This window comes from Cupriavidus sp. CuC1 (assembly GCF_044627735.1).
GTDB lineage: Bacteria > Pseudomonadota > Gammaproteobacteria > Burkholderiales > Burkholderiaceae > Cupriavidus > Cupriavidus ulmosensis.
In genome coordinates this window covers 1-20,923 of the sequence record NZ_JBIUHC010000026.1, presented here as the reverse complement: position 1 = coordinate 20,923, position 20,923 = coordinate 1, and the positions used below count along the sequence as shown (strand labels likewise).

Annotated in this window: 25 protein-coding genes and 1 tRNA gene; 5 read left to right on the top strand and 21 right to left on the bottom strand. The window is 67.5% G+C overall.

What is annotated here, in order from left to right; translation table 11 throughout:
- Positions 1 to 70 precede the first annotated feature (70 nt).
- The 18 genes from ACGLHR_RS13845 to ACGLHR_RS13760 form a co-directional block, all read right to left on the bottom strand.
- Positions 71 to 1,285: a tyrosine-type recombinase/integrase gene (locus tag ACGLHR_RS13845; RefSeq protein ID WP_400094484.1), complete on the bottom strand. Its 1,215-nt coding sequence runs from the start codon at positions 1,283 to 1,285 to the stop codon at positions 71 to 73.
- A 165-nt stretch (positions 1,286 to 1,450) separates the two neighbouring features.
- A tRNA-Ala gene (locus ACGLHR_RS13840) sits at positions 1,451 to 1,526 on the bottom strand.
- Positions 1,527 to 1,566: 40 nt separating this feature from the next.
- The gene (gene soxB, locus ACGLHR_RS13835) at positions 1,567 to 3,288 is read right to left on the bottom strand and encodes a thiosulfohydrolase SoxB (RefSeq protein WP_400094482.1); all 1,722 of its coding nucleotides are present in this window, start codon (positions 3,286 to 3,288) and stop codon (positions 1,567 to 1,569) included.
- Positions 3,289 to 3,385: 97 nt separating this feature from the next.
- Positions 3,386 to 3,898, bottom strand: coding sequence for a TlpA family protein disulfide reductase (locus ACGLHR_RS13830; protein ID WP_400094481.1), 513 nt, complete (start codon positions 3,896 to 3,898; stop codon positions 3,386 to 3,388).
- A gap of 24 nt (positions 3,899 to 3,922) precedes the next feature.
- Positions 3,923 to 4,621 (bottom strand): sulfur oxidation c-type cytochrome SoxX, encoded by a 699-nt coding sequence (gene soxX, locus ACGLHR_RS13825; RefSeq protein WP_400094479.1) that lies wholly within the window; start codon positions 4,619 to 4,621, stop codon positions 3,923 to 3,925.
- A gap of 17 nt (positions 4,622 to 4,638) precedes the next feature.
- On the bottom strand, positions 4,639 to 5,463 hold the full coding sequence (soxA, locus tag ACGLHR_RS13820; protein ID WP_400094478.1) for a sulfur oxidation c-type cytochrome SoxA: 825 nt from the start codon (positions 5,461 to 5,463) through the stop codon (positions 4,639 to 4,641).
- Between the two features lie 124 nt (positions 5,464 to 5,587).
- On the bottom strand, positions 5,588 to 6,043 hold the full coding sequence (locus ACGLHR_RS13815) for a DsrE family protein (RefSeq protein WP_267604674.1): 456 nt from the start codon (positions 6,041 to 6,043) through the stop codon (positions 5,588 to 5,590).
- 133 nt (positions 6,044 to 6,176) lie between these two features.
- The gene (gene soxZ, locus ACGLHR_RS13810) at positions 6,177 to 6,488 is read right to left on the bottom strand and encodes a thiosulfate oxidation carrier complex protein SoxZ (RefSeq protein ID WP_267604675.1); all 312 of its coding nucleotides are present in this window, start codon (positions 6,486 to 6,488) and stop codon (positions 6,177 to 6,179) included.
- Between the two features lie 63 nt (positions 6,489 to 6,551).
- Positions 6,552 to 7,007, bottom strand: coding sequence for a thiosulfate oxidation carrier protein SoxY (gene soxY / locus ACGLHR_RS13805; protein WP_267604676.1), 456 nt, complete (start codon positions 7,005 to 7,007; stop codon positions 6,552 to 6,554).
- Between the two features lie 170 nt (positions 7,008 to 7,177).
- Positions 7,178 to 7,507: a c-type cytochrome gene (locus ACGLHR_RS13800; protein ID WP_267604677.1), complete on the bottom strand. Its 330-nt coding sequence runs from the start codon at positions 7,505 to 7,507 to the stop codon at positions 7,178 to 7,180.
- 127 nt (positions 7,508 to 7,634) lie between these two features.
- Positions 7,635 to 8,693: a c-type cytochrome gene (locus ACGLHR_RS13795; protein ID WP_400094477.1), complete on the bottom strand. Its 1,059-nt coding sequence runs from the start codon at positions 8,691 to 8,693 to the stop codon at positions 7,635 to 7,637.
- The gene (gene soxC / locus ACGLHR_RS13790; protein WP_400094476.1) at positions 8,677 to 10,041 is read right to left on the bottom strand and encodes a sulfite dehydrogenase; all 1,365 of its coding nucleotides are present in this window, start codon (positions 10,039 to 10,041) and stop codon (positions 8,677 to 8,679) included. Before soxC ends, ACGLHR_RS13795 begins: the two co-directional genes overlap by 17 nt.
- A gap of 137 nt (positions 10,042 to 10,178) precedes the next feature.
- Entirely contained in the window at positions 10,179 to 10,586 is a 408-nt protein-coding gene (locus ACGLHR_RS13785) for a metalloregulator ArsR/SmtB family transcription factor (RefSeq protein ID WP_043350505.1), read from the bottom strand.
- Between the two features lie 117 nt (positions 10,587 to 10,703).
- A complete protein-coding gene (locus ACGLHR_RS13780) occupies positions 10,704 to 11,966 on the bottom strand; it encodes an FCSD flavin-binding domain-containing protein (protein WP_400094475.1) in 1,263 nt (420 codons plus the stop codon).
- A 36-nt stretch (positions 11,967 to 12,002) separates the two neighbouring features.
- On the bottom strand, positions 12,003 to 12,329 hold the full coding sequence (locus tag ACGLHR_RS13775) for a c-type cytochrome (RefSeq protein WP_318231772.1): 327 nt from the start codon (positions 12,327 to 12,329) through the stop codon (positions 12,003 to 12,005).
- A gap of 199 nt (positions 12,330 to 12,528) precedes the next feature.
- Positions 12,529 to 13,344, bottom strand: a complete 816-nt coding sequence (locus ACGLHR_RS13770) for a BON domain-containing protein (RefSeq protein WP_400094474.1) — start codon at positions 13,342 to 13,344, stop codon at positions 12,529 to 12,531.
- 92 nt (positions 13,345 to 13,436) lie between these two features.
- Positions 13,437 to 14,024, bottom strand: a complete 588-nt coding sequence (locus ACGLHR_RS13765; RefSeq protein WP_400094472.1) for a phosphoheptose isomerase — start codon at positions 14,022 to 14,024, stop codon at positions 13,437 to 13,439.
- A gap of 98 nt (positions 14,025 to 14,122) precedes the next feature.
- Positions 14,123 to 14,488 (bottom strand): YraN family protein, encoded by a 366-nt coding sequence (locus ACGLHR_RS13760; RefSeq protein ID WP_400094560.1) that lies wholly within the window; start codon positions 14,486 to 14,488, stop codon positions 14,123 to 14,125.
- A gap of 39 nt (positions 14,489 to 14,527) precedes the next feature.
- On the opposite strand from ACGLHR_RS13760, the gene rsmI reads away from it, so the two are divergent.
- The gene (rsmI, locus tag ACGLHR_RS13755; RefSeq protein ID WP_400094471.1) at positions 14,528 to 15,451 is read left to right on the top strand and encodes a 16S rRNA (cytidine(1402)-2'-O)-methyltransferase; all 924 of its coding nucleotides are present in this window, start codon (positions 14,528 to 14,530) and stop codon (positions 15,449 to 15,451) included.
- 72 nt (positions 15,452 to 15,523) lie between these two features.
- Here rsmI and ACGLHR_RS13750 read toward each other — a convergent pair whose 3' ends face one another.
- Complete coding sequence (locus ACGLHR_RS13750; protein ID WP_400094469.1) at positions 15,524 to 16,297, bottom strand: septal ring lytic transglycosylase RlpA family protein; 774 nt, start codon at positions 16,295 to 16,297, stop codon at positions 15,524 to 15,526.
- A 318-nt stretch (positions 16,298 to 16,615) separates the two neighbouring features.
- On the opposite strand from ACGLHR_RS13750, the gene ACGLHR_RS13745 reads away from it, so the two are divergent.
- The 3 genes from ACGLHR_RS13745 to ACGLHR_RS13735 all read left to right on the top strand — a co-directional run bounded on the left by ACGLHR_RS13745 (position 16,616) and on the right by ACGLHR_RS13735 (position 18,388).
- On the top strand, positions 16,616 to 17,266 hold the full coding sequence (locus tag ACGLHR_RS13745) for an MBL fold metallo-hydrolase (protein WP_400094468.1): 651 nt from the start codon (positions 16,616 to 16,618) through the stop codon (positions 17,264 to 17,266).
- Positions 17,267 to 17,325: 59 nt separating this feature from the next.
- Positions 17,326 to 17,985 (top strand): exonuclease, encoded by a 660-nt coding sequence (locus tag ACGLHR_RS13740; protein ID WP_400094466.1) that lies wholly within the window; start codon positions 17,326 to 17,328, stop codon positions 17,983 to 17,985.
- Positions 17,986 to 18,160: 175 nt separating this feature from the next.
- Complete coding sequence (locus ACGLHR_RS13735; protein WP_318231777.1) at positions 18,161 to 18,388, top strand: hypothetical protein; 228 nt, start codon at positions 18,161 to 18,163, stop codon at positions 18,386 to 18,388.
- Between the two features lie 108 nt (positions 18,389 to 18,496).
- Here the strand turns inward: ACGLHR_RS13735 and arsC are convergent, their stop codons facing one another.
- Positions 18,497 to 18,856, bottom strand: a complete 360-nt coding sequence (gene arsC / locus ACGLHR_RS13730) for an arsenate reductase (glutaredoxin) (RefSeq protein WP_318231778.1) — start codon at positions 18,854 to 18,856, stop codon at positions 18,497 to 18,499.
- A gap of 113 nt (positions 18,857 to 18,969) precedes the next feature.
- Positions 18,970 to 19,875: a LysR family transcriptional regulator gene (locus ACGLHR_RS13725; RefSeq protein WP_400094464.1), complete on the bottom strand. Its 906-nt coding sequence runs from the start codon at positions 19,873 to 19,875 to the stop codon at positions 18,970 to 18,972.
- A gap of 249 nt (positions 19,876 to 20,124) precedes the next feature.
- Here ACGLHR_RS13725 and ACGLHR_RS13720 point away from each other — a divergent pair, with 249 nt between their 5' ends.
- On the top strand, positions 20,125 to 20,715 hold the full coding sequence (locus ACGLHR_RS13720; RefSeq protein WP_400094559.1) for a GNAT family N-acetyltransferase: 591 nt from the start codon (positions 20,125 to 20,127) through the stop codon (positions 20,713 to 20,715).
- Positions 20,716 to 20,923 lie beyond the last annotated feature (208 nt).

Here is a 20,923-nt window from a genome sequence, read left to right as displayed (position 1 = left end):
GGCGAGAGATCCGGCTTTTTGGCCCGTCGGCCTAGACGCGGCTTAACTGGTGATGGATGGCGTGCGACGGTCAAGCGGCAGGATCGGCGAACGCAAGGACCTTGGCCCCCCGCTTCAACTCGTCCAGGTAGTCAGCCCAGCGCTTCATCATCTCGCGCCGCTCCCTCATGAATTTTGTTCGGTTGTAGGCCGTGCCCAACGCATCCGGCACTTTGTGGGCAAGCTGGTGCTCAATTACTTCGGGCTTGATATGCAATTCCTCATGCAGGATCGTCCGCGCCATCGCCCGAAAGCCATGACCAGTAATCTCGGTTTTCGTGTCGTACCCCATTCGCCGAAGGGCGGCATTTACCGCGGCTTCGCTCATAGCCTTCTGTGGGTCGCGCCCCGGAAAGACGTAGCGGCCGTGGCCCGTTAGCGCAGCCAGCTCGCGGAGGATGGCGACGGCCTGCGTGGCCAGCGGAACCGTGTGCTCTGTCTTGGTCTTCGTCACGAAGTAGCGCCACTCCGCCTTATCCAAATCGAACCCGTCCCACTCCGCCTTGCGCAGCTCACCAGGCCGGACGAACAGCAGCGGAGACAGCAGCAGCGCGCACCGTACGACGAACGTGCCCTTGAACGCGTCGATGGCCCGCAACAGCGCGCCCACCTTCACCGGGTCGGTGATGGAAGCAAAATTCTCGTGTCGGGCCGGCTGTAGTGCGCCGCGCAGATCGCCGGACGGGTCACGTTCCGCTCGGCCTGTGGCAACGGCATACCTGAATACTTGCCCGCAGTTCTGATGCGCTCGGTGGGCGGTATCAAGCGCCCCCCGAGCCTCTATACGGCGTAACACCGCCAGCAGCTCCGCCGCGCTTATCTCTGCGATGGGCCGTCCGCCCAGCCAGGGGAAGACGTTCTTCTCAAGGCGCTGAATCACCTTGTCCGCATGACTGTCGGCCCAGCCTGGGGACTGCTTGGCAAACCATTCGCGGGCGATGATCTCGAAGCTGTTGGTCGCTCGCTCGAACCTCGCGGCCTTCTGTGCCTTACGGTTCTCGCCTGGATCCACGTCATTCGCCAAGAGCTTCCGGGCGGCCTCCCGGCGTTCCCTCGCCTCCTTCAGCCCCACATCCGGGTAGACGCCAAAGCTCAGCCGCTTCTCTTTGCCCGCAAAGCGATACTTCATCCGCCACCACTTGCCCCCGCTGGGAGCGACTTCCAGGTAGAGGCCGCCGCCGTCGAATAATTTCTGGGTCTTGTCGGTCGGCTTGGCGGTGCGGATCGCGGTATCTGTCAGCGGCATTTGGGGGCATCTCCTATGTGGGCCCGGTGAGTTGCCCCCAATGTTGCCCCCAGATGCCCCCAGATTTCAATAGATCGCGCAGGAATATCTAGGACGAAAAAAAGGCCGGAAGCCTTGAATCTATTTGGCTTACCGGCCTTTCTCGGACTACTTTGGAGCTTATCTTGGTGGACCGAAGGAGGATCGAACTCCCGACCTCTGCATTGCGAACGCAGCGCTCTCCCAGCTGAGCTATCGGCCCGTGACGAATGATTGTAGCTCAGTTTTTCGCGGTTGTTCAATCACGTTGCGATGCCTGCGTTGCCGGCCATGCCGCGCACCGTCGGCAGGTTCAGCGGGCGGGCGGTGACCTCGCCGCAGGCGCGCAGCCATTGGGCCATCAGGTCCCAGATCGGGGGGCTGCCGTTCTGGCGGGCTTCTTCCGAGACGGGCGCCCAGCCGGCCACCTTGTAGGTCTTGGCGGCGTCGATGGGCTGGCCCTTGAGGCGCATCTCGGTGATGCGTTTTCCCATCGCCGCGGTGGGGTCGATGGTGTATTGCAGGCCGCCCACGCGCACCATGTCGCCGCCTTGCTGGTAGTAGGGATCCGGGTTGAACAAGTTGTCGGCCACGTCTTCGAGTATGGTCTTGATGGTCTCGCCGCTCATCGCGGTGACGGTGGTGTGGGGATACGTGATGGCGGTCTGGTCCATCAGGTGTTCCATGGTGATGGCCTGCCCGGGCAGCAACGTGGTGCCCCAGCGAAAGCCCGGCGAGAAGGCGATCTCGGCGCCCTGCACATCCATCAGGCCATCCAGGATCAGCTGGTCGAACGTGCCGTTGAAATTGCCGCGGCGGTACAGCAGGCCGCTGTTGCGCGCGAGAACCTCGCCGAGTTGCTTCTCATACGGCGCGCGCACCTTGGCGATGAGCGCGTCCATGGCGGAATCGGCAGCCAGGTAGTTGGCGAAGACCGGCAGCAGGCGGTAGCGGAAATCGCTGACCCTGCCGCCCTTGACGTCGAAGTCGAGCACGCCGAGGAACTTGCCGTTGGAGCCGGCGTTGGTGACCAGCGTGGTGCCGCCGGCGTTCTTGACCGCCGCCGGCGCGGGCATGCCGTCGTGCGTGTGGCCGCCGAGGATGGCGTCGAGCCCGCGCACGCGCGAGGCGAGCTTGAGGTCCACGTCCATGCCGTTGTGCGACAGCAGCACGACCACCTGCGCTCCCTTGCCGCGGGCCTGGTCGATGACCTGCTGCAGGTTTTCTTCCTGGATGCCGAAGGTCCAGTCGGGCGTGAAGTAGCGCGGGTTGGCGATCGGCGTGTAGGGAAAGGCCTGGCCGATGATGGCCACCGGCACGCCGTTCATTTCGCGGACGACGTAGGGGTCGAAGACGGGATCGCCGAAGTCGTTGGTCTTGATGTTCTGCGCGAGGAAGGCGACCTTGCCCTTGAAGTCGCGCTCGACGATCTCGGTGACGCGTTCGGCGCCGAGCGTCATTTCCCAGTGCGGGGTCATCACGTCCACGCCCAGCGCCAGCGCGGCGTCGACCATGTCCTGCCCGCGCGTCCAAAGCGCGGTGGCCGAACCCTGCCAGGTATCGCCGCCGTCGAGCAGCAGCGCGCCGGGCCGGCCGGCCTTGAGCTGCTTGATCAGCGTGGCGAGGTGGGCAAAGCCGCCAACCTTGCCATAGCGGCGGGCCGCTTCGGCGAAATCAAGATAGGTGAACGCATGCGCCTGCGCGCTGCCGGGGGCGATGCCGTAGTGGCGCAGGAAGGCCTGCCCGACGAGGTGCGGCGGCTTGCCCGCGTAGTCACCCACGCCGAGGTTGACGTTGGGCTCGCGAAAATGCAGCGGGCGCAGCTGCGCGTGGCAATCGGTGAAATGCAGCAGGTGCACGTTGCCGAAGCGCGGCACGTCGTAGAGCTTGCCGGCGGCCTGCGCGGCTTGTGCGTCGGTGGCGGGAAAGGTCATGCCGCCGGCGCCGGCGATAGCCAGCACCTGCAGGAACTCGCGTCGGTTCATTGTCTCGTCCTGTGCATGTCATGTGCCGGTGTCAGGCTCTTGCGACCCGGCATCTCGTGGCTGAGGCGGCCGGTGTGGCCGAGGTGGCCGCAGGCGGCTACTTCTGCGTTGGCGTGGCGTACCTGGCCAGCGCCGCGACTTCTTCTTCCAGCATCTCGCCGACTTCCTTCTGCACGACCTTGCCGTGGCCGTCGATCACGTACAGCTCGGGCAACCCCTTGCGCTTGCCGAGCGCGGCGCGCAGCGCGGGCGTGTCCATCGCGGCCGGGAAGGTGTAGCCGTGTTTCGCCATGTAGGTGGTGGCGTCCTTGGGATCCTTGTCGATGCTGAGCGCCAGCACCTGCAGCCCGCCACGCGCGCCACCGGTACTGGTGTAGAGCGTTTGCAGGCGCGGGTTCTGCAGCGCGCAGAAGGGGCACCACGATGCCCAGACTTCCACCACCAGCGGCCTGCCGGCCAGGTCGGCGGGTGTCACGACGCTGCCGTCGAGCAACTTCACCGGCGGCAGGCGCACCGTGTCGCCTACCTCCAGCGCGGCGGCCGCGCCGCTCCCGGCCAGCGCGGCGAGCAGCAGCGCGCATGGGAGTGCGCGCCGGAGGGTGCCGGCCATGCGCCTGGGTGTCATCGCGGTGCCTTACTGGTTGACCGGCGAGGCCGGGTCCAGCAGCAGCGCCATCACGTCGCGGATCTGCTGCTCGGTGAGGATGCCCTTGTGCCCGAAGCGCGGCATGTTGGAGCAGGCTGCGAACGCGCTGGAATCCCAGATCTTGCCCCAGGTGTACTTGAGCACAGCTTCCGAATCGCCGCGCAGCTTGCCGTACTGGTACAGCGACGGGCCGATATTGCCGAACGAGATCTCGGCCTTGGTCATCTGGTGGCAGGCGTAGCAGTTGGCGCCGTTCGTGCCGCCGACCGCGTCGGAGAACTGCATGCCGCGGCCGTTCTGGGCGGTCTTCTCGCCCTCCTTCCAGTCGCCCAGCCATTGCTTGTCGGATGGGTACTTGATCCGCTTGAACTCGGCGGCCTCGATCTTCTTGGCCACCGCGGCCGGCACCTTGGAGCGGTCCGGGTAGTCGCTGCAGGCCTTCTGCATGGCGTCACGATCGAGCACGCCTTCGACCGTGGCGGGTCCCTTGGAGGTGAAGGAGCTTTCGATCAGCTTCCTCATGTCGGCGTCGCCGACAGCGGCGACCTTGGCGGCGACGTTGGCAGGTTTTGCGGCCTTGGCCGGCTTGGCGCTGTCCTGTGCGTTCGCCATGCCGCCCATGCAGGCCAGCATGGCGAACGTGGCCGCGGCCAGCGTGCCTTGTGCGTATTTATGCGCTTGCTTCATCTCTGCTCTCCCTATTCTCAGCGCTTCATGGCCGGGCCATCATAGGTGCCGCCGTTGGCGTTCCTGGCGAGGAACAGGCTCAGCGCGGTGATCACGTCGGAGCCATAGGCGGGTTCGGGAAAGCGCTGCTGGCGCAGGCAGTCGTAGAGGCGGTGCTGCATCGAGCGTACCTCGCCCTGCGAGACGCGGTAGGCCGGCCACGTGGTGTAGGCGGCCTGCGCGCCCTGCTTGGTCAGCAGGTTGGGCAGCTCTTGCAGGCGGATGCGCTGGCCGTCGACGGCGTGGCAGGTGGCGCAGGCGAAGTCGTAGGCGCCGCCACGGTAGAAGAACATCTTCTGGCCGAGGGCATACACGCGCTTTTCTTCGGGGTGGTTCAGCTCCACGTTCATCTTGACGCCGCGCGACTCGCCGGCCAGGAATGCCACCAGGCGCTCGATGTCGGACGGCTTGCCGGTGGAGGCGAAGGGATTCTTCAGCGCCTCTTCCTGGGTCAGGCCCTGCAGCGTTACCCGGCAGTAGGCCAGGCGTTGCTCCAGGTCCATCACGCGGCCGGTGTCCTTGAACAGGCGCGGCAGCTCGGCGTAGGCGCCCTTGGTCACGCCGGGGCCCTTGCCCAGGTCGCATTGCTCGAGCGAGGCGTTCTTGGGGCCGGCTGGCTTCTTCCAGAGTTCTTCGCCGGCGGCTTCCCACAGCTCCGCCGGGTTGCCCTCGGCGAGCATCTGCCGGTACTTGGCGATTTCCTCGGCGGTGCTGCCCTGGGCGTGCACCGCCGTGGCGGCGAGCGCCACGGTGCCGGCCAGCGCCAGCGCGGCGCCGGTGTGGCGGCGTCTGATCGTTTTCATGGGGCTTCTCCTCGGGGCCTCGGGGGCCTGCCGCCGTGTGGCGCCAGGCCGTGCGGGCCGGTCTTATTGCTTGTCTTCCCGTTGCATGGCGCCCGGTTTGTGCCGCCTTGTGCCCGGGTATTACTTACGGCTTGATGTAGGCGTAGCCTTCATCGAATTGCAGCTTGGCCACTTCCACCACGCCAGCAGGCACCACCTTGGCTTCCATCAGCAGGCTGGATTCGGGAATCTTGCGCGCCGTGAGCGTATTGCGGCAAACGCGGAACTCGACGCCGGAGGCGGCCAGCGCACCGACGGCGGCCTCGAACGTATTGCCGCGCGCGTCACGCGCGCCTTCCACGATGAAGTCCACGCCGTAGCCAAACGCCACCACCACGATCTTGGTGTCCGGCGCGGCGTTCAGGTGGTTGCGCAGGTTGGCCATGGCGCGCACCGCCTGGTCCGTGCCCTCGGACAGCTGGTAGACCACCTTGACGCGCCCGCCCTTGCCGGCAGCCGCCGGCGCCGCTTGCGCCGCTGCCTTGGCCGTCAAGCCGATCGCCGCCAGTGCCGCCGTTGCTCGAATAAATGCTCGCCGCATGATTGCTATCCTTCCGGTCGCGCCCCCGCGCGCACCATGCGCCGGCCCGGGCCCGACATTCGACCTGAACCATAGCAGAGGATGCAGCCGCCCGCTCGGTCAGGCCGGTACGACTAGCCAGTGCCCGGCCCGATCAGGAAATGGTCGCTTCGTCGGTCCGCTTGTCGCCGCGGTTGTCGATCCAGGTCACCGTGACCTTGTCGCCCTTGGCGCCGCCCTTGAACTTGAAGTTCAGGAAGGGATCCTTGGACACCGCCGGGCCGAACTGGGCCTGGAATACGTCCTTGCCTTTGCACTGAGCCGTGACGGTCTGGATATGCCAGGCCGGAATGGTCTTGCCGGACGCATCCTTGCGCTGGCCGGTTTCCATGTCGTGCTTCATCAGGATCTTGACGTCGACCACACCGCCGCTCTCGGCGGCACGTACGCGCATCGGGTCTGCCATGTTCTTTCCTCTTTCAGGTAATGGTGGGGCGGGAAATCCGCTTGGGTGGATGGGAGCGCGGCCTCAGCCGCCGCAGCCGCCCAGCGTCACCTTGATTTCCTTGGACGCCACGTACCATTTGCCGCCGGCCTTGACGGCGGCATACACCATCGAGGTCTGGCCCATCTTCACCCGCGTGGAGACGAAGGGCTCGGTGCCGGCCGGGATGATGAAATCCGCTGCCAGCGTGTTGGGGTTCTTTTCCACCAGGATGGCGATCTGCTCGGTGCCAGGGATGTTGCTGGTCACGGCGACCGGCACCACGGCGCCGTTCTCGGCGATGTCGGGGGCGGTAAAGACAATGGCGGTGCTCTTGTCGGTTCCGCTGCCGCCAAACGCCTTGATGACGTCGGCCACGCTCTTGCCGTCGAAGGCGGTCTTGTTCCACTCCGCCGCCTGCGCCTTGCTGATCAGCCCGGTGGCGGCCATCAGTGCGAGCACGGAGGTGACCCGCAATACGTCTCGTCGTTTTGAATGCATTGTTTCCTTTTCTCCTGCGTTTTCCGTTCCGGCTTGGTTTTCTGTTAGCTTGCCGCGCCTTTTTCGCACGGCAGCGGGCGGTGCATTGCCGCCCTTGCATGGGGGCGCCATCGGCGCCCCCTGGGTCCCGAAGCCGTAACCGGTCCGGGCAGGGCTTGCCCTGGCTGTGCTTACTTGGCCGGGGCGCCTGCCAGCACCCACTCCACGACCGTCTTCAGGTCGGCATCGCTCAAAGCGGCATTGGCGGGCATCGGCACCGGGCCCCAGACGCCAGCACCACCGCTCTTGACCTTCTTGGTCAGCGTTGCCAGCGCGTTCTTGTCGCCCTTGTACTTGGTCGCCACGTCCTTGTAGGCCGGGCCAACCAGCTTCTTGTCGACCTGGTGGCAGCCCATGCAGGCGTTCTTGTTGGCGATTTCCTGGGCCTTGGCGGCATCGACCGCAGCGTTGGCCGAGGCGGCGCAAGCCAGCATCAGCGTTGCGATGACAAACTGCTTCATGGATATGCTCCGAACTATGAAGAGCCGTGGGGACGGCGAAAAGCCCGCTCGCTGCCAGTGCTGCCTGTCGGCACGGCCGGCGCGGCGGCGCGCTGGCCGCGCCTCTGGGCATGGGGCGGCCAGTCCGCTATTTTGCCTCAAGAATCCACGCCACCACGGTACGCAGGTCGGAATCGGGAATCCGCGCTTGCGGCGGCATCGGCATGCTGCCCCAGGCGCCCTGCCCGCCCGCCCGGATCTTGTGGGCAAGCGCGTCCTGCGCATCCTGCCCCTTGTACCTGCGTGCGACTTCGGCAAAGCTCGGGCCGACCAGCTTGCGATCGGTGGCGTGGCAGGCCATGCACTGGTACTGGCTGGCCAGCTTCGCGCCCGCCGTCTCGCCGGGTGCGGCCGGGAGGGCTGCCGCGGGCGCGCTGGCGCCGCCACCGGCAGCCCAGCCCCGCGTGGGCCCCACGGTGCGCTGCTGCGCCGCCAGGTCGCCGTGGGCATCGCGGGCGTAGGCCGGCATGGTCGAGACGACCTTGACCGTGGGCGTGCAATCCTTCATGCACGCCGTATTGCGCGTATCCGCCTGGCCGCGCCCGGGCCACAGGCCATGCTGCAGCGTCATGCCGTTGCGGTTCGGCATTCTTTGCTGCACCTCGGCGATATTGCGATCCGACAGCGTGAAGTCCGCCGGCACGATATCGCCCAGGTTGAGCAGGTAGGCCGTGACTGCGTAGACGTCGTCGGCGGACAAGCTCCTGGGCGCGTTCCACGGCATCGCGCGGTGGATGTAGTCCCACAGCGTGCTGACCGTGCTGACTTTCATCAGCGTGGTGCGGTACGGCTGGTTGCCGGTGAGCGAGGCAACGCGTCCGCGCTTGATGTCCTCGGCGGTGGTGCCGCCGACGATGGGCGAGAACACCTCGTTGGATTCACCGAAATCGCCATGGCACGATGCGCATTTGCCGTCCCAGACGGCCTGGCCCTGCGACACCGTGCCGCGGCCCTTGGGCAGGCCTTGGAAGTCGGGGCGCACATCGATATCCCACGCCTTGACCTCGGCCGGCGTGGCGGTGCGGCCGAGCGCCGCGCGCGCGCTGTCGGCCGGCGCGGCGGCCATCGCCGCTTGCCCGCACAGCGCGGCAGCGCAAACAAGTAATGCCGCGCGCCCGGCGTTGGTCAAGTTAGTCAACGTGGACATTGGAGACCTCGCCGCTATCGGCCACCTGCCAGCTCTGGATGGCGTTGTTGTGATAGATCGAGCGCGCGCCGCGCACCGCGCGCAGTTGCGCCAGGCGGGGCTGCACATAGCCGGTCTCGTCGATGGCGCGGCTTTGCAGGATGGCCGGGGAGCCGTCCCACACCCAGTCCAGGTTGAAGCGCGTCAGGCATTTGGACAGCACGGGCGTTTCCAGCCGCGCGGTGCGCCAGTTGCGCCCGCCGTCGACGGAGACATCGACGCGCTTCACGCGCCCGCGCCCGGACCACGCCAGCCCGCTGATGTTGTAGAAACCGCGTCCCACCAGTTGCTGCCCGCCCGAGGGCGTGGTGATGACGGACTTGCACTCCTGGATCGAGGTGTACTGGCGCAGCATGCCGTCGGGCATCATGTCCACGTAGTGCACGGTCTCGTCCTTGGTGTTCCACGGCTGGTCGCCGAGCTCCAGCCGCCGCAGCCACTTGACCCACGACACGCCCTGCACGCCCGGCACCACCAGGCGCAGCGGGTAGCCGTTTTCAGGGCGCAACATCTCGCCGTTCATGCCCCAGGCCACGATGATCTCGTCGGCCAGCTCCATCGGGATGGTGCGGGTCATGCCCGAACCGTCGCCGCCTTCGGCCAGCAGGTAGCGCCCGCGCTTGAAGTCCGCGCCGGCATCGTCGAGCAGGACCTTGAGCGGCACGCCGGTGAATTCGCAGCACGACAGCATGCCGTGGGTGTATTGCACCGTGGGCACCGCCACGTTGCCCCACTCCATGCCGGTATTGGCGCCGCACTCGATGAAGTGCATGCGCGACACCGCGGGCAGCCGCATCAGGTCGTCCATGGTGTAGACGCGTGGCGCCTTCACCAGGCCGTTGATCATCAGGCGGTGGCGAGCCGGATCGATGTCCTGCCAGCCTTGATGATGGCGCTCGAAGTGCAGGCCGTTGGGCGTGATGATGCCGAAGAAGCCTTGCAGCGGGGCGAAGGATACCGAGGCCGCCGACACCCGCGTAAGGCCGGGGGACTCGCGGCGCACCAGGTTTTTCTCGAATGAAGAGGGCTGGCCGTAGGGATGCGCGGCAACCGGCTGGCCGAGCGTGGTGGCCCAGGGTTGCGGGGTGAGGATGGCGTCGTCGCCGGCAGCGCCATCCGCTGCGCGAGCCCGGCCGGCGACGCTGGCGGCCAGCGCGGCTGCTGCGCCCAGGAAGCTCTTGCGCAGGAAGTCGCGGCGAGGGCTGTCGGACGCGCCTACGCCATGCTGCGTGATGTCTTGCTGCAGCGAGGCGCTGACGAAATGCTCCGGCGCACGCACGATGCGCCCGGGGCGGCTCTGTTCCGGCACTGCGGTCTCCTCCGGATCGCGCGTGCGGCGCCAAAGGCGCCGTCGGCGAACCTGTTGTGGGTCAGCGCCCGCGCAAGCGGACGGCTGCCGTCAAACCTGTGTGCGAGCGTGCCAGCCCGGCCGCCCGGCGCGTTGCCTTAGCGGCTGCGCCGACGCGGTGCCGGAGTGGCCTGCGGCATGAAGCGATCGACCATGCTTGCTGGCAAAGCGTTGTCTTCCAGCCGGCTGGCCACCTGCACGCAGACCGTGCGGCACAGCTCGATCACGCTCTCGTCCTCGATGGCGTAGAAGACAAGGTTAGCCTCCTTGCGGCGCGACAGCACGCCCGCGCGGTACATCGCGGTGAGATGGCGCGACACATTGGTCTGCGACGATCCCACCGTCTCCACCACGGTGCCCACCGGCTTCTCGCCATCGCACAGGGCGTGCAGGATCTTCAGCCTGGTGGGCTCTGCCAGCAGGCTGAAATACCCCGACACTTTTTCGAACACGCGATCCATCTCATCCATGCCGTTCAATATATTCGTATATGCGTAATTGCGCATATAGTGTTTACCCCTTTGTGCGGTGCTTCCAGATTCAGGCTGCGCTAGCAAGCTAGGGGACATAAGCTCTAGCGCACCGTTGCCGGTGCGCATCGTGACAGCGCCGGGCTTCTTGCCTCAGCCCAGCATATCGGTCCAGATGGCATCCGCCCACGCCTGCGCATAGGTGCCTTCCAACGTGTTCGGCGCGGGCGACAGTCCGCCCGATCCGGGCACCGTGACCATGGTCTCCTGCGCGGCATCGTAGCGATGCACGCTGGCGACATGGATGGCCTCGCGCTCGGAGGTGAAGCTGTAGCAGGTGTTGTTGTACAGCGGCTCGGGGTTGGGCGCGTGGCCAGCGAGCAGCGACACGATGGCCGCGGCCGCCACCTTGCCGTGCTGGTTGGCCATATGGCCCGACTTGGGCATCAACGGCGCGATCTGGATGGCGTCGCCCAGCACATGGATGCTAGGCGCGGCCTTCGACTCGAAGGTGAGGAAATCGACCTCGCACCAGCGGCCGTTGGCGGTGGCCAGCCCGCTTGCCACGGCGATGGCTCCGGCGCGCTGCGGCGGCAGCACGTTGAGCACATCGGCGCGCTCGTCGTCCTGCACCTCGAACTTGAGCGTGCGGGTGGCGGGGTCCACGTCGATGGTGTTGTACTGTGGCCGGTACTCGACCATGCCCTTGTAGCGCGTGGCCCAGACCTGCTTGAACAGCGCGCCCTTGGAGGTGACGTCGGGATTGGCGTCGAGGATCAGCACCTTGCTGCGCGGCTTGGCGCGGGTGAAATAGTCCGCGACCAGGCACGCGCGCTCGTAGGGGCCAGGCGGGCAGCGATACGGCGCAAGCGGAATGGTGATGGCGAAGGTGCCGCCGTCGCGCATGGCCTCGAGCTGTAGGCGCAGGGCCACCGTTTGCGGGCCGGCCTTCCAGGCATGCAGGATCTGGTCGCCACCGGGCTGGGCCAGGCCCGGGATTTCGCTGGAGAGCACGTCCACGCCGGGCGACAGCACCAGCTTGTCGTAGGCCAGCGTACCGCCGCCGGCCAGGCGCACCTCACGGCGCGCAGCATCGATCGCGCTGACATGGTCGCGCACGACCTTGACGCCGTGGCGTTTTGCCAGCGCATCGTAGGACAAGGTGATGTCGCCGATGCGCTTGCTGCCGGCCAGCACCAGGTTGGACAGCGGGCAAGACACAAAGCTGGCGTTGGGCTCGACCAGCGTGACCTCGATGCCCTGGCCGCTCCATTCGCGCAGGTAGCGCGCGGCAGTGGCGCCGCCATAGCCGCCGCCTACCACCACCACTCTTGCCTTGCGGGTCGCAGCCTGCGCGCCAAGCGTACCGAACATGGCCGTGCCGGCCAGCGCGCCGAGAAATTCGCGTCGTTGCATCTGGATGTCTCCTTGCCGGGTTTCCGGATTGCAGGGTCAGCGCACGGCGGCGAACCAGCCCGCGATGGCCTCGATCTGCTGGTCGCTGTAGCCCTTGGCGATCTGCTGCATCACGGTGGCCTCGCGCTTGCCTTGCTTGAAGTCCTGCATCTGCCGGACCAGCTCGGACTGGTCGCGCCCGGCCAGGCTTGGCACCACGCTGCCCGCAGGCGCGCGGCCTGCCGGGCCGTGGCAGCCGGCGCAGGCGGCGGCCCAGTTGCGCGCCTGCAGCGCGGTGGCGTCGGGCGCCTGTGCGCGCGCGCCGGCTGGCAAGGCCAGCAGCGCCAGCGCCGTCAGGGCAGCCAGTGTGGGGGTCTGGTTCATGGGTGTTCGCTCCGGGGTCGCGCCGCGAGGGCGTGCCAACCCTAACACAGCGCAGCGCGCGCATGTGATGCGAAATCCGCAGATCAAACTGCGCCGGCTGCTGCCAGGCGCGGGAAGCGTAGGCAGAGTCGGCTAGATGGCGAGACGGCACTGCGCGAAAAGCCGGAGCCCGTTGGCCCGGCTTTTCGCGCCGGTGCGTTCAGGGCAGGTTGCGGCCGGGCGGCAATGCCACCGGCGAGGCCACCGGGCTGGTCGTAGCGTCGGTGGCGGCGGGCGCAGCCTGCGCAGGCGCCGACTGCACCGGCGCGGGTGTGCCGGGCGCTGCGTCTGGCGGTGCGGTCCGCCCGGTGGAGGCTGCGTCGAGCCTGGCGGCCTCGGCTTCGGTCACGTAGTCGAATGCCTTGACCACCTTGACCACGCCGCTGGCATTGCGCGCCACATCGGTGGCGCGCTCGCCCTCGGGCGGCGTGACCACGCCGAGCAGGTAGACGACGCCCTTCTCGGTGACGATCTTGATCGAGTTCGAGGGCACGCCATCGGCGGTGACCAGCATGGTCTTGACCTTGCTGGTGATAAAGGCGTCCTGGCTCTGCGTGACGAACGACGGCGACGAGACGATCTCAAGCTCGTTGACCACCTCACGCGCATTGGGCAGCCCCTTTACGTATTGGTCGATCTGCTGCTTGACCGTGTTGTCCTTGGCTTCGCCGGTCAGCAGCACCTTGCGGTTGAAGACCGACACGCTCACGCGGGCCTGGCCGTTGTAGCGCGAGTTCAGGGTGTTCTCGGCTTCGAGCTGCAGGCCGCGGTCGATGGTCTGGGTGGCGGTAGGCCGGCGGTCGGTGGCCATGGTCACGCCGCCTGCCATGCCGGCGGCGATGACCGGGAAGCAGCCGGTGAGCTGCGTGGCCGCGACGGCCAGGGCCGCCACCATGGTGGCAGTGCGGGCCAGGCGTGGCAGGTGCCCGGTCAGCCGGGCGGCGCGGGATTCACGCGAGTTGGGCAGAGTCGTCATGCGGTCCTTGCTGAAAGCGGTGAGGCAAAAAAAAGGGCGGTGGTGGCAAAAAGGCGGCAGCACCGCGCGGCAGGCTTGGGTGGGCGCAGGCCTCACCCCTCGCCCAGCAGCGCTTCGTCGATGCCGTCGCACAGGCAATGCAGGGTCAACAGGTGCACTTCCTGGATGCGCGCCGCGCGCTCGCTGGGAACGCACAGGTGGACGTCGAACTCATCGAGCAGGCCGGCGAGCTCGCCGCCGCCCTGGCCGGTCAGCGCCACCACGCTCATGTCGCGCTGCTTGGCGGCCAGCACCGCGGCGATCACGTTGGCGGCGTTGCCGGAGACGGACATGGCGAGCAGCACGTCACCCGGCTGGCCGAGCGCTTCCACCTGCTTGGAAAACACCACGCTGAAATCGTAGTCGTTGCCGATGGCGGTGAGGACGGAGCTGTCGGTGGTCAGCGCGATCGCCGCCAGGCCCGGGCGCTCGCGCTCGAAGCGGCCGATCAGGTCGGCCGCGAAATGCTGGGCATCGGCGGCGGACCCACCGTTGCCGCACGCCAGGATCTTGTTGCCGCTGGTGAGCGCGCCCACCAGGCGTTCGATCGCCGCGGCGATGTGCGGCGCCATCACGGCGGCGGCCTGGCGCTTGGTCTCCGCGCTGTCAAGGAAATGCTGCTGGATGCTATCGATATGCATGGCTCGATCGGCCTTCTTGTTTTCAAACGCTTTTCAAATACGGCATGCGCCGCAAGATACCGCGCATTATGACGCAGGCGCCCGGGCTGCCTGCCGCTTCATTGCGCCGCGCCGGCATCGAACGCATCGCGGATCCATTCGAGCCGGCCCGGCTCCAGCGCGACGACATCCAGCCGGCAGCGCGGCTCAAAGCCCTGCCCTGCCTGCGCGGCCAGGTGCGCCGCCGCCAGCAGGACGCGCCGCTGTTTGGCCGGCGTGACGCTGGCTGCCGCGCCGCCATAGGCGCGGCTGGCACGCTGGCGCACCTCGACAAAGACCAGCGTGCCGTCGGCCTCGCGCATGATCAGGTCGATCTCGCCGCCTTTGCAGCGATAATTGCGAACCACGAGCGCCAGGCCTTGCCCCTCCAGGTAGTCCAGCGCGCGCGACTCGGCCCGGGCTCCCCGCGCCTGCGTCGGCGACATCGTGGATTTGAATGATGGTTTCAACGGAAGTTCTCAAGCATGACTGACTGGATCTCCCTGGCGGCCGGCCAGTCCTACCCGTCCGGCACCCTGTATGTGGTTGCCACCCCGATCGGCAACCTGGCCGATCTCTCGCTGCGGGCGCTGCACGTGCTCGGCCTGGTCGACGCCGTGGCCTGCGAGGACACCCGCAATACCGGGCAACTGCTCACGCGCGTGGGGCTGCACCGCCCGCTGCTGGCGGTGCACGAGCACAACGAGCGCGAAGCGGCCGAGCGCATCAACGCGCGGCTGGCGGCCGGCGAGCGCATTGCCTATGTGTCCGATGCGGGCACGCCCGGCATCTCGGATCCGGGCGCACGGCTGGTGGAAGCGGCCCGCGCCGCCGGCCACGCGGTGGTGCCGCTGCCCGGCCCGAGCGCGACGGTGGCGGCGTTGTCGGTGGCGGGCGCGATGCTCGACAGCGGTGACGGCCGCTTCACCTTTGCCGGCTTCCTGCCGCCCAAGGCGCGTGCGCGCGCCGACGCCATCGCCGGGCTGGCCACGCTGGACCATGCCTGGGTGGTGTATGAGGCGCCGCACCGCATCGCTGACACGCTGGCGGCGCTGGCCGCCGCGCTGCCGGCCGGCCGGCGGCTGCTGATCGGCCGTGAGCTGACCAAGCTGTTCGAGGAAATCAAGGTGCTGCCCGTGAGCGAGGCGCCGGCCTGGCTGGCCGCCGATCCGTCGCGCGCCAAGGGCGAGTTCGTGCTGGTGGTGGAAGGCGCATCGCCCGTGGCGGCGGAGGCAGGCCTGCCCGACGCCCGCGCCCAGCAGGTGCTGGGCCTGCTGCTGGCCGAGTTGCCGGCCAAGCGGGCCGCCAAGCTCGCCGCCGCCATTACCGGCGCCCCGACCGATGCGCTGTACCGGCTGGCGCTGGCCCAGCGCGCCGAAGACAGCACCGACGACGAAACCACGGAGTAAATCGAACTGGAGAGTGAGGCTGGCGCCGACGGCGTCGCGGACCTGGCTTGGCTGCATGGTCCGCGCCACGGCTCAGCGGCTCTTGCGCTTGGTGCTCGCCGGCTTGCGCGTCTTGCGGGCCGTGCGCGCTGGCTTGGCCGGGTTGTCGGCCAGTTCGGAACCGGTGTAGGCATCGTCGCCGCCGTCGCCCGCATCGTCGTCGCTTGGCGCGATCTGCGGCCCCAGCGCTGCCACCTCGGAGCGCGACAGGCGCCGGATCTCCACCTGGGTCGAGCCGTGCTCGGTGAAACCGAGTCGCTTGGCGGCGCCGTAGGACACGTCGAGGACGCGGTTGCCGTGATATGGCCCGCGATCGTTGATGCGAACAACCGCTACCTTGCTGTTGCGCAGGTTGCGCACCAGCACCCAGCTATCGAGCGGCAGCGAGGGATGCGCGGCGGTCATCGCGCGCATGTCGAAGCGCTCGCCATTGGCGGTCTTGCGGCCATGGAAGCCCTTGCCATACCAGGACGCCATGCCACGCTGCTCGTAGGAACCGAGATCGGGCCGCAGGCCTTCCAACGATCCCTGGCCCCTGCCTTCGCCCAGCGAACCGGTGCTGCCCCAGCGGAACAGGCCCCAGCCGTTGCCGTTGTCTTTCTGGGCTTGGTCCGTAGGTGCGCCCTTTGCCGCTTTGCCCGGCTTGGCGGGCTTTGCGCTTCCCGGGGTGGCGGCGGTGGGCCCGCCCTCCTGCGATTGATCCGCCGGCGGGATCGCACAGGCGGCCAGCGCCAGCGCGCACGAAGCGTGCAGGCACAGGCGGACGATCCGCCCGGGGCGGGAAAGATAGGGGGCTAACCAAGGCATCGCGGGAGTCTAGCATCACGCAGTTACACCTATGGCCCTTGATTATGTTACGAATTGTCTGTAACAGACGGTAAAAACCGTACCCGATTCGGCGGCTGTGGGGCGCAATGCCAGTCCTGGCAAGGCTTTCACGGGTGTGATGCCCGCATGGCTTGATGTCTTTGCCGCGCTGCCTCGCGCAGCACGTTCCAGTATGCCCGACGCTACAATGCGAGGACTATTCCAATCGCGGGCCCGCCGGCGGCTGCGCCGGTTGTGGCGCATCAGGCGCTCACGGCGTCCGCGACGTCCTGTGTTCCCCCTCCCGAATTCCACTCCATGCAAGTCCTACTGATTCCCGTGACGCCCTTCCAGCAGAACTGCGCGCTGCTGATCGACGAGACCACCGGCCGCGCCGCGGTGACCGATCCCGGCGGCGACCTTGACCGCATCCATGCCGCGGTCAAGGAGCACGGCGTGACGCTGGAGAAGATCTTCCTCACGCACGGCCATGTGGACCATTGCGCGGGCGCCGCGTCGCTCTCGCGCGAACTCGGGATCCCGATCGAGGGGCCGCACGAGGAAGAGCGTTTCTGGATCGAGCAATTGCCGGAGCAAACGCGCCGCTTCGGCTTTGGCCACGCCGAGGTCTTCGAGCCGCAGCGCTGGCTGGACACGGGCGACACCGTGCAGTTCGGCAGCGAGACGCTGGAGGTCTACCACTGCCCGGGCCACACGCCCGGCCACGTGGTGTTTTTCTCGCGCGCCAACCGGCTCGCCATCGTGGGCGATGTGCTGTTCGCCGGCTCGATCGGCCGCACCGACTTTCCGCGCGGCAACCACGCCGACCTGATCCGCTCGATCCGCACCCATCTGTGGCCGCTGGGCGAAGACGTCACCTTTGTGCCCGGCCACGGACCGGTCTCCACCTTTGGCGAGGAGCGCAAGAACAACCCGTATGTGGCGGACCACCTGATTGATGTGGGCTAGTGGCCTAGTGGGCTAAGCCCGCAACCCGCTTTCCCCGGACTTCATTCCCAAGGCAGGACATGGCCAAACGACAGGCACCTGACACCCGTCCCGAGATCTATGTAAGCACCGACGTGGAGGCCGACGGCCCCATCCCGGGGCCGCACTCCATGCTGTCGTTCGCCTCCGCCGCCATGCTGGCGGACAAGACCGTGCTGAGCACCTTCTCGGCCAACCTGGAAACGCTGCCGGGCGCCGCCGGTCATCCGGCCCAGATGCAGTGGTGGCAAACCCAGCAGGAAGCCTGGGCCGCCTGCCGGAAAGACCTGGAGCCACCCGAGCGGGCCATGGTGCGCTATGTGGAGTGGGTGGAAAGCCTGCCCGGCAAGCCGGTCTTCGTGGCCTTTCCGGCTGGCTTCGATTTCACCTGGATGTTCTGGTACATGATGCGTTTTGCCGGCCGCTCGCCGTTTGGCTGGGCCGCGCTCGACATCAAGACGCTGGGGTTCGCCATGACCGGGCTGCCCTACCGCAGGACCGTCAAGCCGGCGTTGCCCGCCGCATGGAAGGACCCGCTGCCGCACACCCATGTGGCGCTGGACGATGCGCTGGAGCAAGGCGCGCTGTTCTGCAACATGCTTGCGGAGCTGCGCGCGCGGCAGGCCACGCTGGCCGCCGCCGATGCTGCTGCCAAGGCCGCGTCCGAAGGCGATGCATCGCCGGCCACCCCGGCAGCCTGAGCCTGCTCGCCGGCAGATTGCCGGCGGCCACCTGCGCCAGCTTCGCATCCTGTGTGGCGCCAGCTATAGTTAAGATGTATATGGCATCCGAACCCACCCTGTCTCAGGGCTGCCGCGGTGCCACGCCATATACGGCTTACACGGCCTCGCGAGCCACGCCCAGGAGGTGTCGCCCATGCGTTTCCATCCCGACCTGCACTTGCGCCAAATGGTCGGCCGGTTGCACTGGCCGCACGCGACGCCATCTTCGCGCGAGTCCACCCGCCCGCATTCCCTGGAGGAAGACGCCGAAGTCGCCAAGGCCACGGTCTACGTGAGCGCGGTGACGCTGGTGATCCTGCTGGTAGTCCTGGCGGCAATCGCTTTCGGCCAGGAGGCCATGCACTGGCTGGGTGTTCATTAGACGACCCGCCTGAAGCAAATCAGCCTCCCTGACCGGGCCGGCCCCCACCTAGGTGGGGGCCGGTTTTATTCTGGGGCCAAGGTTTGCGGGTGCGCTGCCGGTGCCGGCTCAGGCCAGCAAGGGGGCGACGTTCTCCGGCGGACGCCCGATGGCGGCGCGGCGGTTGCGCACGACCAGCGGGCGTTGCAGCAGGATGGGATGGTCGGCCACCGCGCCCAGCACCTCGGCATCGGTCAGGCCCGGATCGGCCAGGCCCAGCTCCTTGTAAGGCGCCTCGTTGTTGCGCACCATCTCGCGCACCGGCACGCCCAGCATGGTATGGAGCTGCTTGAGCGTGGACAGCGTGGGCGGCGTCTTCAGGTATTCCACGATCTCCACGGGCTCGCCCAGCCGGCCGGCGGCTGCCTCGACCAGCGCGAGGGTTTCACGCGATTTCGAGCAACGGGGGTTGTGATAGATGGTGATCATGGCGGTACTCCTGGTTCGACTGATGCCCCTGGCCCGTCCGGTTCCGGGGCTGAAACCCGCACTATACAAGCGGCGCTGCCTGCCCGCATGCCCCCGAGAGGTGGCATATCAGCTCAAGGCGGGCTTTCCTTTTCGGGTGCAAGCCGTAGCAGGGCCGCCACGGTGGCGCGCAGCCCGGCGCGCAGCGGCTTGTCGTGGCGCAGCACCAGCGCCAGCGTGCGCGCCAGCGGCGGGGCAAGCGGGCGCACGGCGATCCGCGCGCGCGGCTGGCCTGGCGGCAACGCCATGCCCGGCAGCACCGAGTAACCCAGCCCGGCGCCGACCAGCTCCTTGATCGCCTCGACGCTATCAAGCTCCATCACCGGGCGCGCGCTGATGCCGGCGCGCAGGAACCATTCGTCCACCAGCCGGCGCGTATTGCCGCCGGGCGAAAACAGCACCAGCGGCCTGCCGGCCAGATCGGCCGGCGTCACTGTGGCCGGCAGCGCAGCGTCGTCGGCCGGGCCGATCGCCACGAACGGGTCTTCCAGCAGCGGCGTGATGTCGAACATCCGGCCGGAGGCAGGCAACGTCACGAAGGCCAGGTCCAGGGCGTTGTCTTCCACTCCTTTGAGCGCCTCGCCGGTGTTTTCCGTGCTGACCACGATCTCCAGCGCCGGCATGGCGCGGCGCAGGTCGCGCAGCACCGCCGGCAGCAGGTAGATGCAGGCGGTGGCGCCGGTACCCAGCCGCACCCGGCCGATCACCCCGCCGGCGTGGCGCGCCATGCTGTCGTCGGCGGCGGCCAGCGCCCCGGCCACGCCGCGCGCGTGCGCCAGCAGATCCTCGCCGGCTGCGGTGGGCAGCACATGGCGTCCCACCCGTTCCAGCAGGCGCAGGCCATAGCGCTGCTCAAGCTGGCGGACCTGCAGGCTGACCGCCGGCTGGCTCAATCCGAGGCGCTCGGCAGCCGCCGAAAAGCTGCCAAGATCGCAAACCAGCGAAAAGGCCTGCAGGAAGTCGGGATTGAGATGCCGCATGGCAAAGAATTTCTTATGCGCTGCATAAGTCAGCGAAGCTTCCTTTATAGCATCGGCGCAAGGTAAGGTTGCAGCGTGCCCCGGCCCTTGCCTGCTGCGGGGCAACTCGCTGCAACACGGCTTCCATCCGTGTTTCGCTTTTCCTCCGGCATCGACTACGCTCGATCCGGCCCACCTGCCCAGACCTCTCGCCGCGCCAGCATCATGAAAGCCCCTCTCGCCACACTCAGCGCCGCCTCCGCCACGCCGATGGCCGTGGCCAATGCCACCGTCGCCGTCCAGGCCTGCGCCAGTCTGTCGATCCGCGACGCCACCGGCGAGGACATCCCCGCCATCCAGGCCATCTACGCGCACCATGTGCGCCACGGCCGCGCGTCGTTCGAGGAAGTCGAGCCAGGCGTGGACGACATCCGCCTGCGCCATGCCGAGGTGAAACGCCAGGGCCTGCCCTACCTGGTGGCCGAGCGCGGCGGCGAGGTGCTGGGTTACGCCTATGCGTCCGCCTACCGCACGCGCAGCGCCTACCGCTTTGCCATCGAGGATTCGGTCTATATCGACGAGCGCTACCGGGGCCAGGGCCTCGGCCTTGCGCTGCTAGCCGCGCTGGTGTCGCGCTGCGAGAGCGGTCCGTGGCGGCAGATGGTGGCGGTGGTGGCCTGCACGGCCAGCGGAGAAGGCGCGGGCTCGCTGGCGTTGCACGAACGGGTGGGCTTTCGCACCATAGGCAGGCTGCAATCCGTCGGCTTCAAGCACGGGCAGTGGATCGATACGGTGTTGTTGCAGCGGCCGCTGGGGGATGGCGACGAGACGCCGCCGGTGGAGTGCGCGGCCAAGGCGTGAAGCCTGGCTAGCTCAAGCTGGCGGGCAGTGGATTTACCGCGATTAATTCTTGGAAAGAATTTTCAGTAAATCGTTGCTGTGGGGTATCCATTTAACCGGAGTCGTCACGTCTCCACGGCCGATTTTGCCGGGGGCGATCGAGACTGGGAGGATGTCCGCGTTTCCGAGGTGGCGTCGGACGCACGGCCTTGGGACTCTTCTTGTGCGT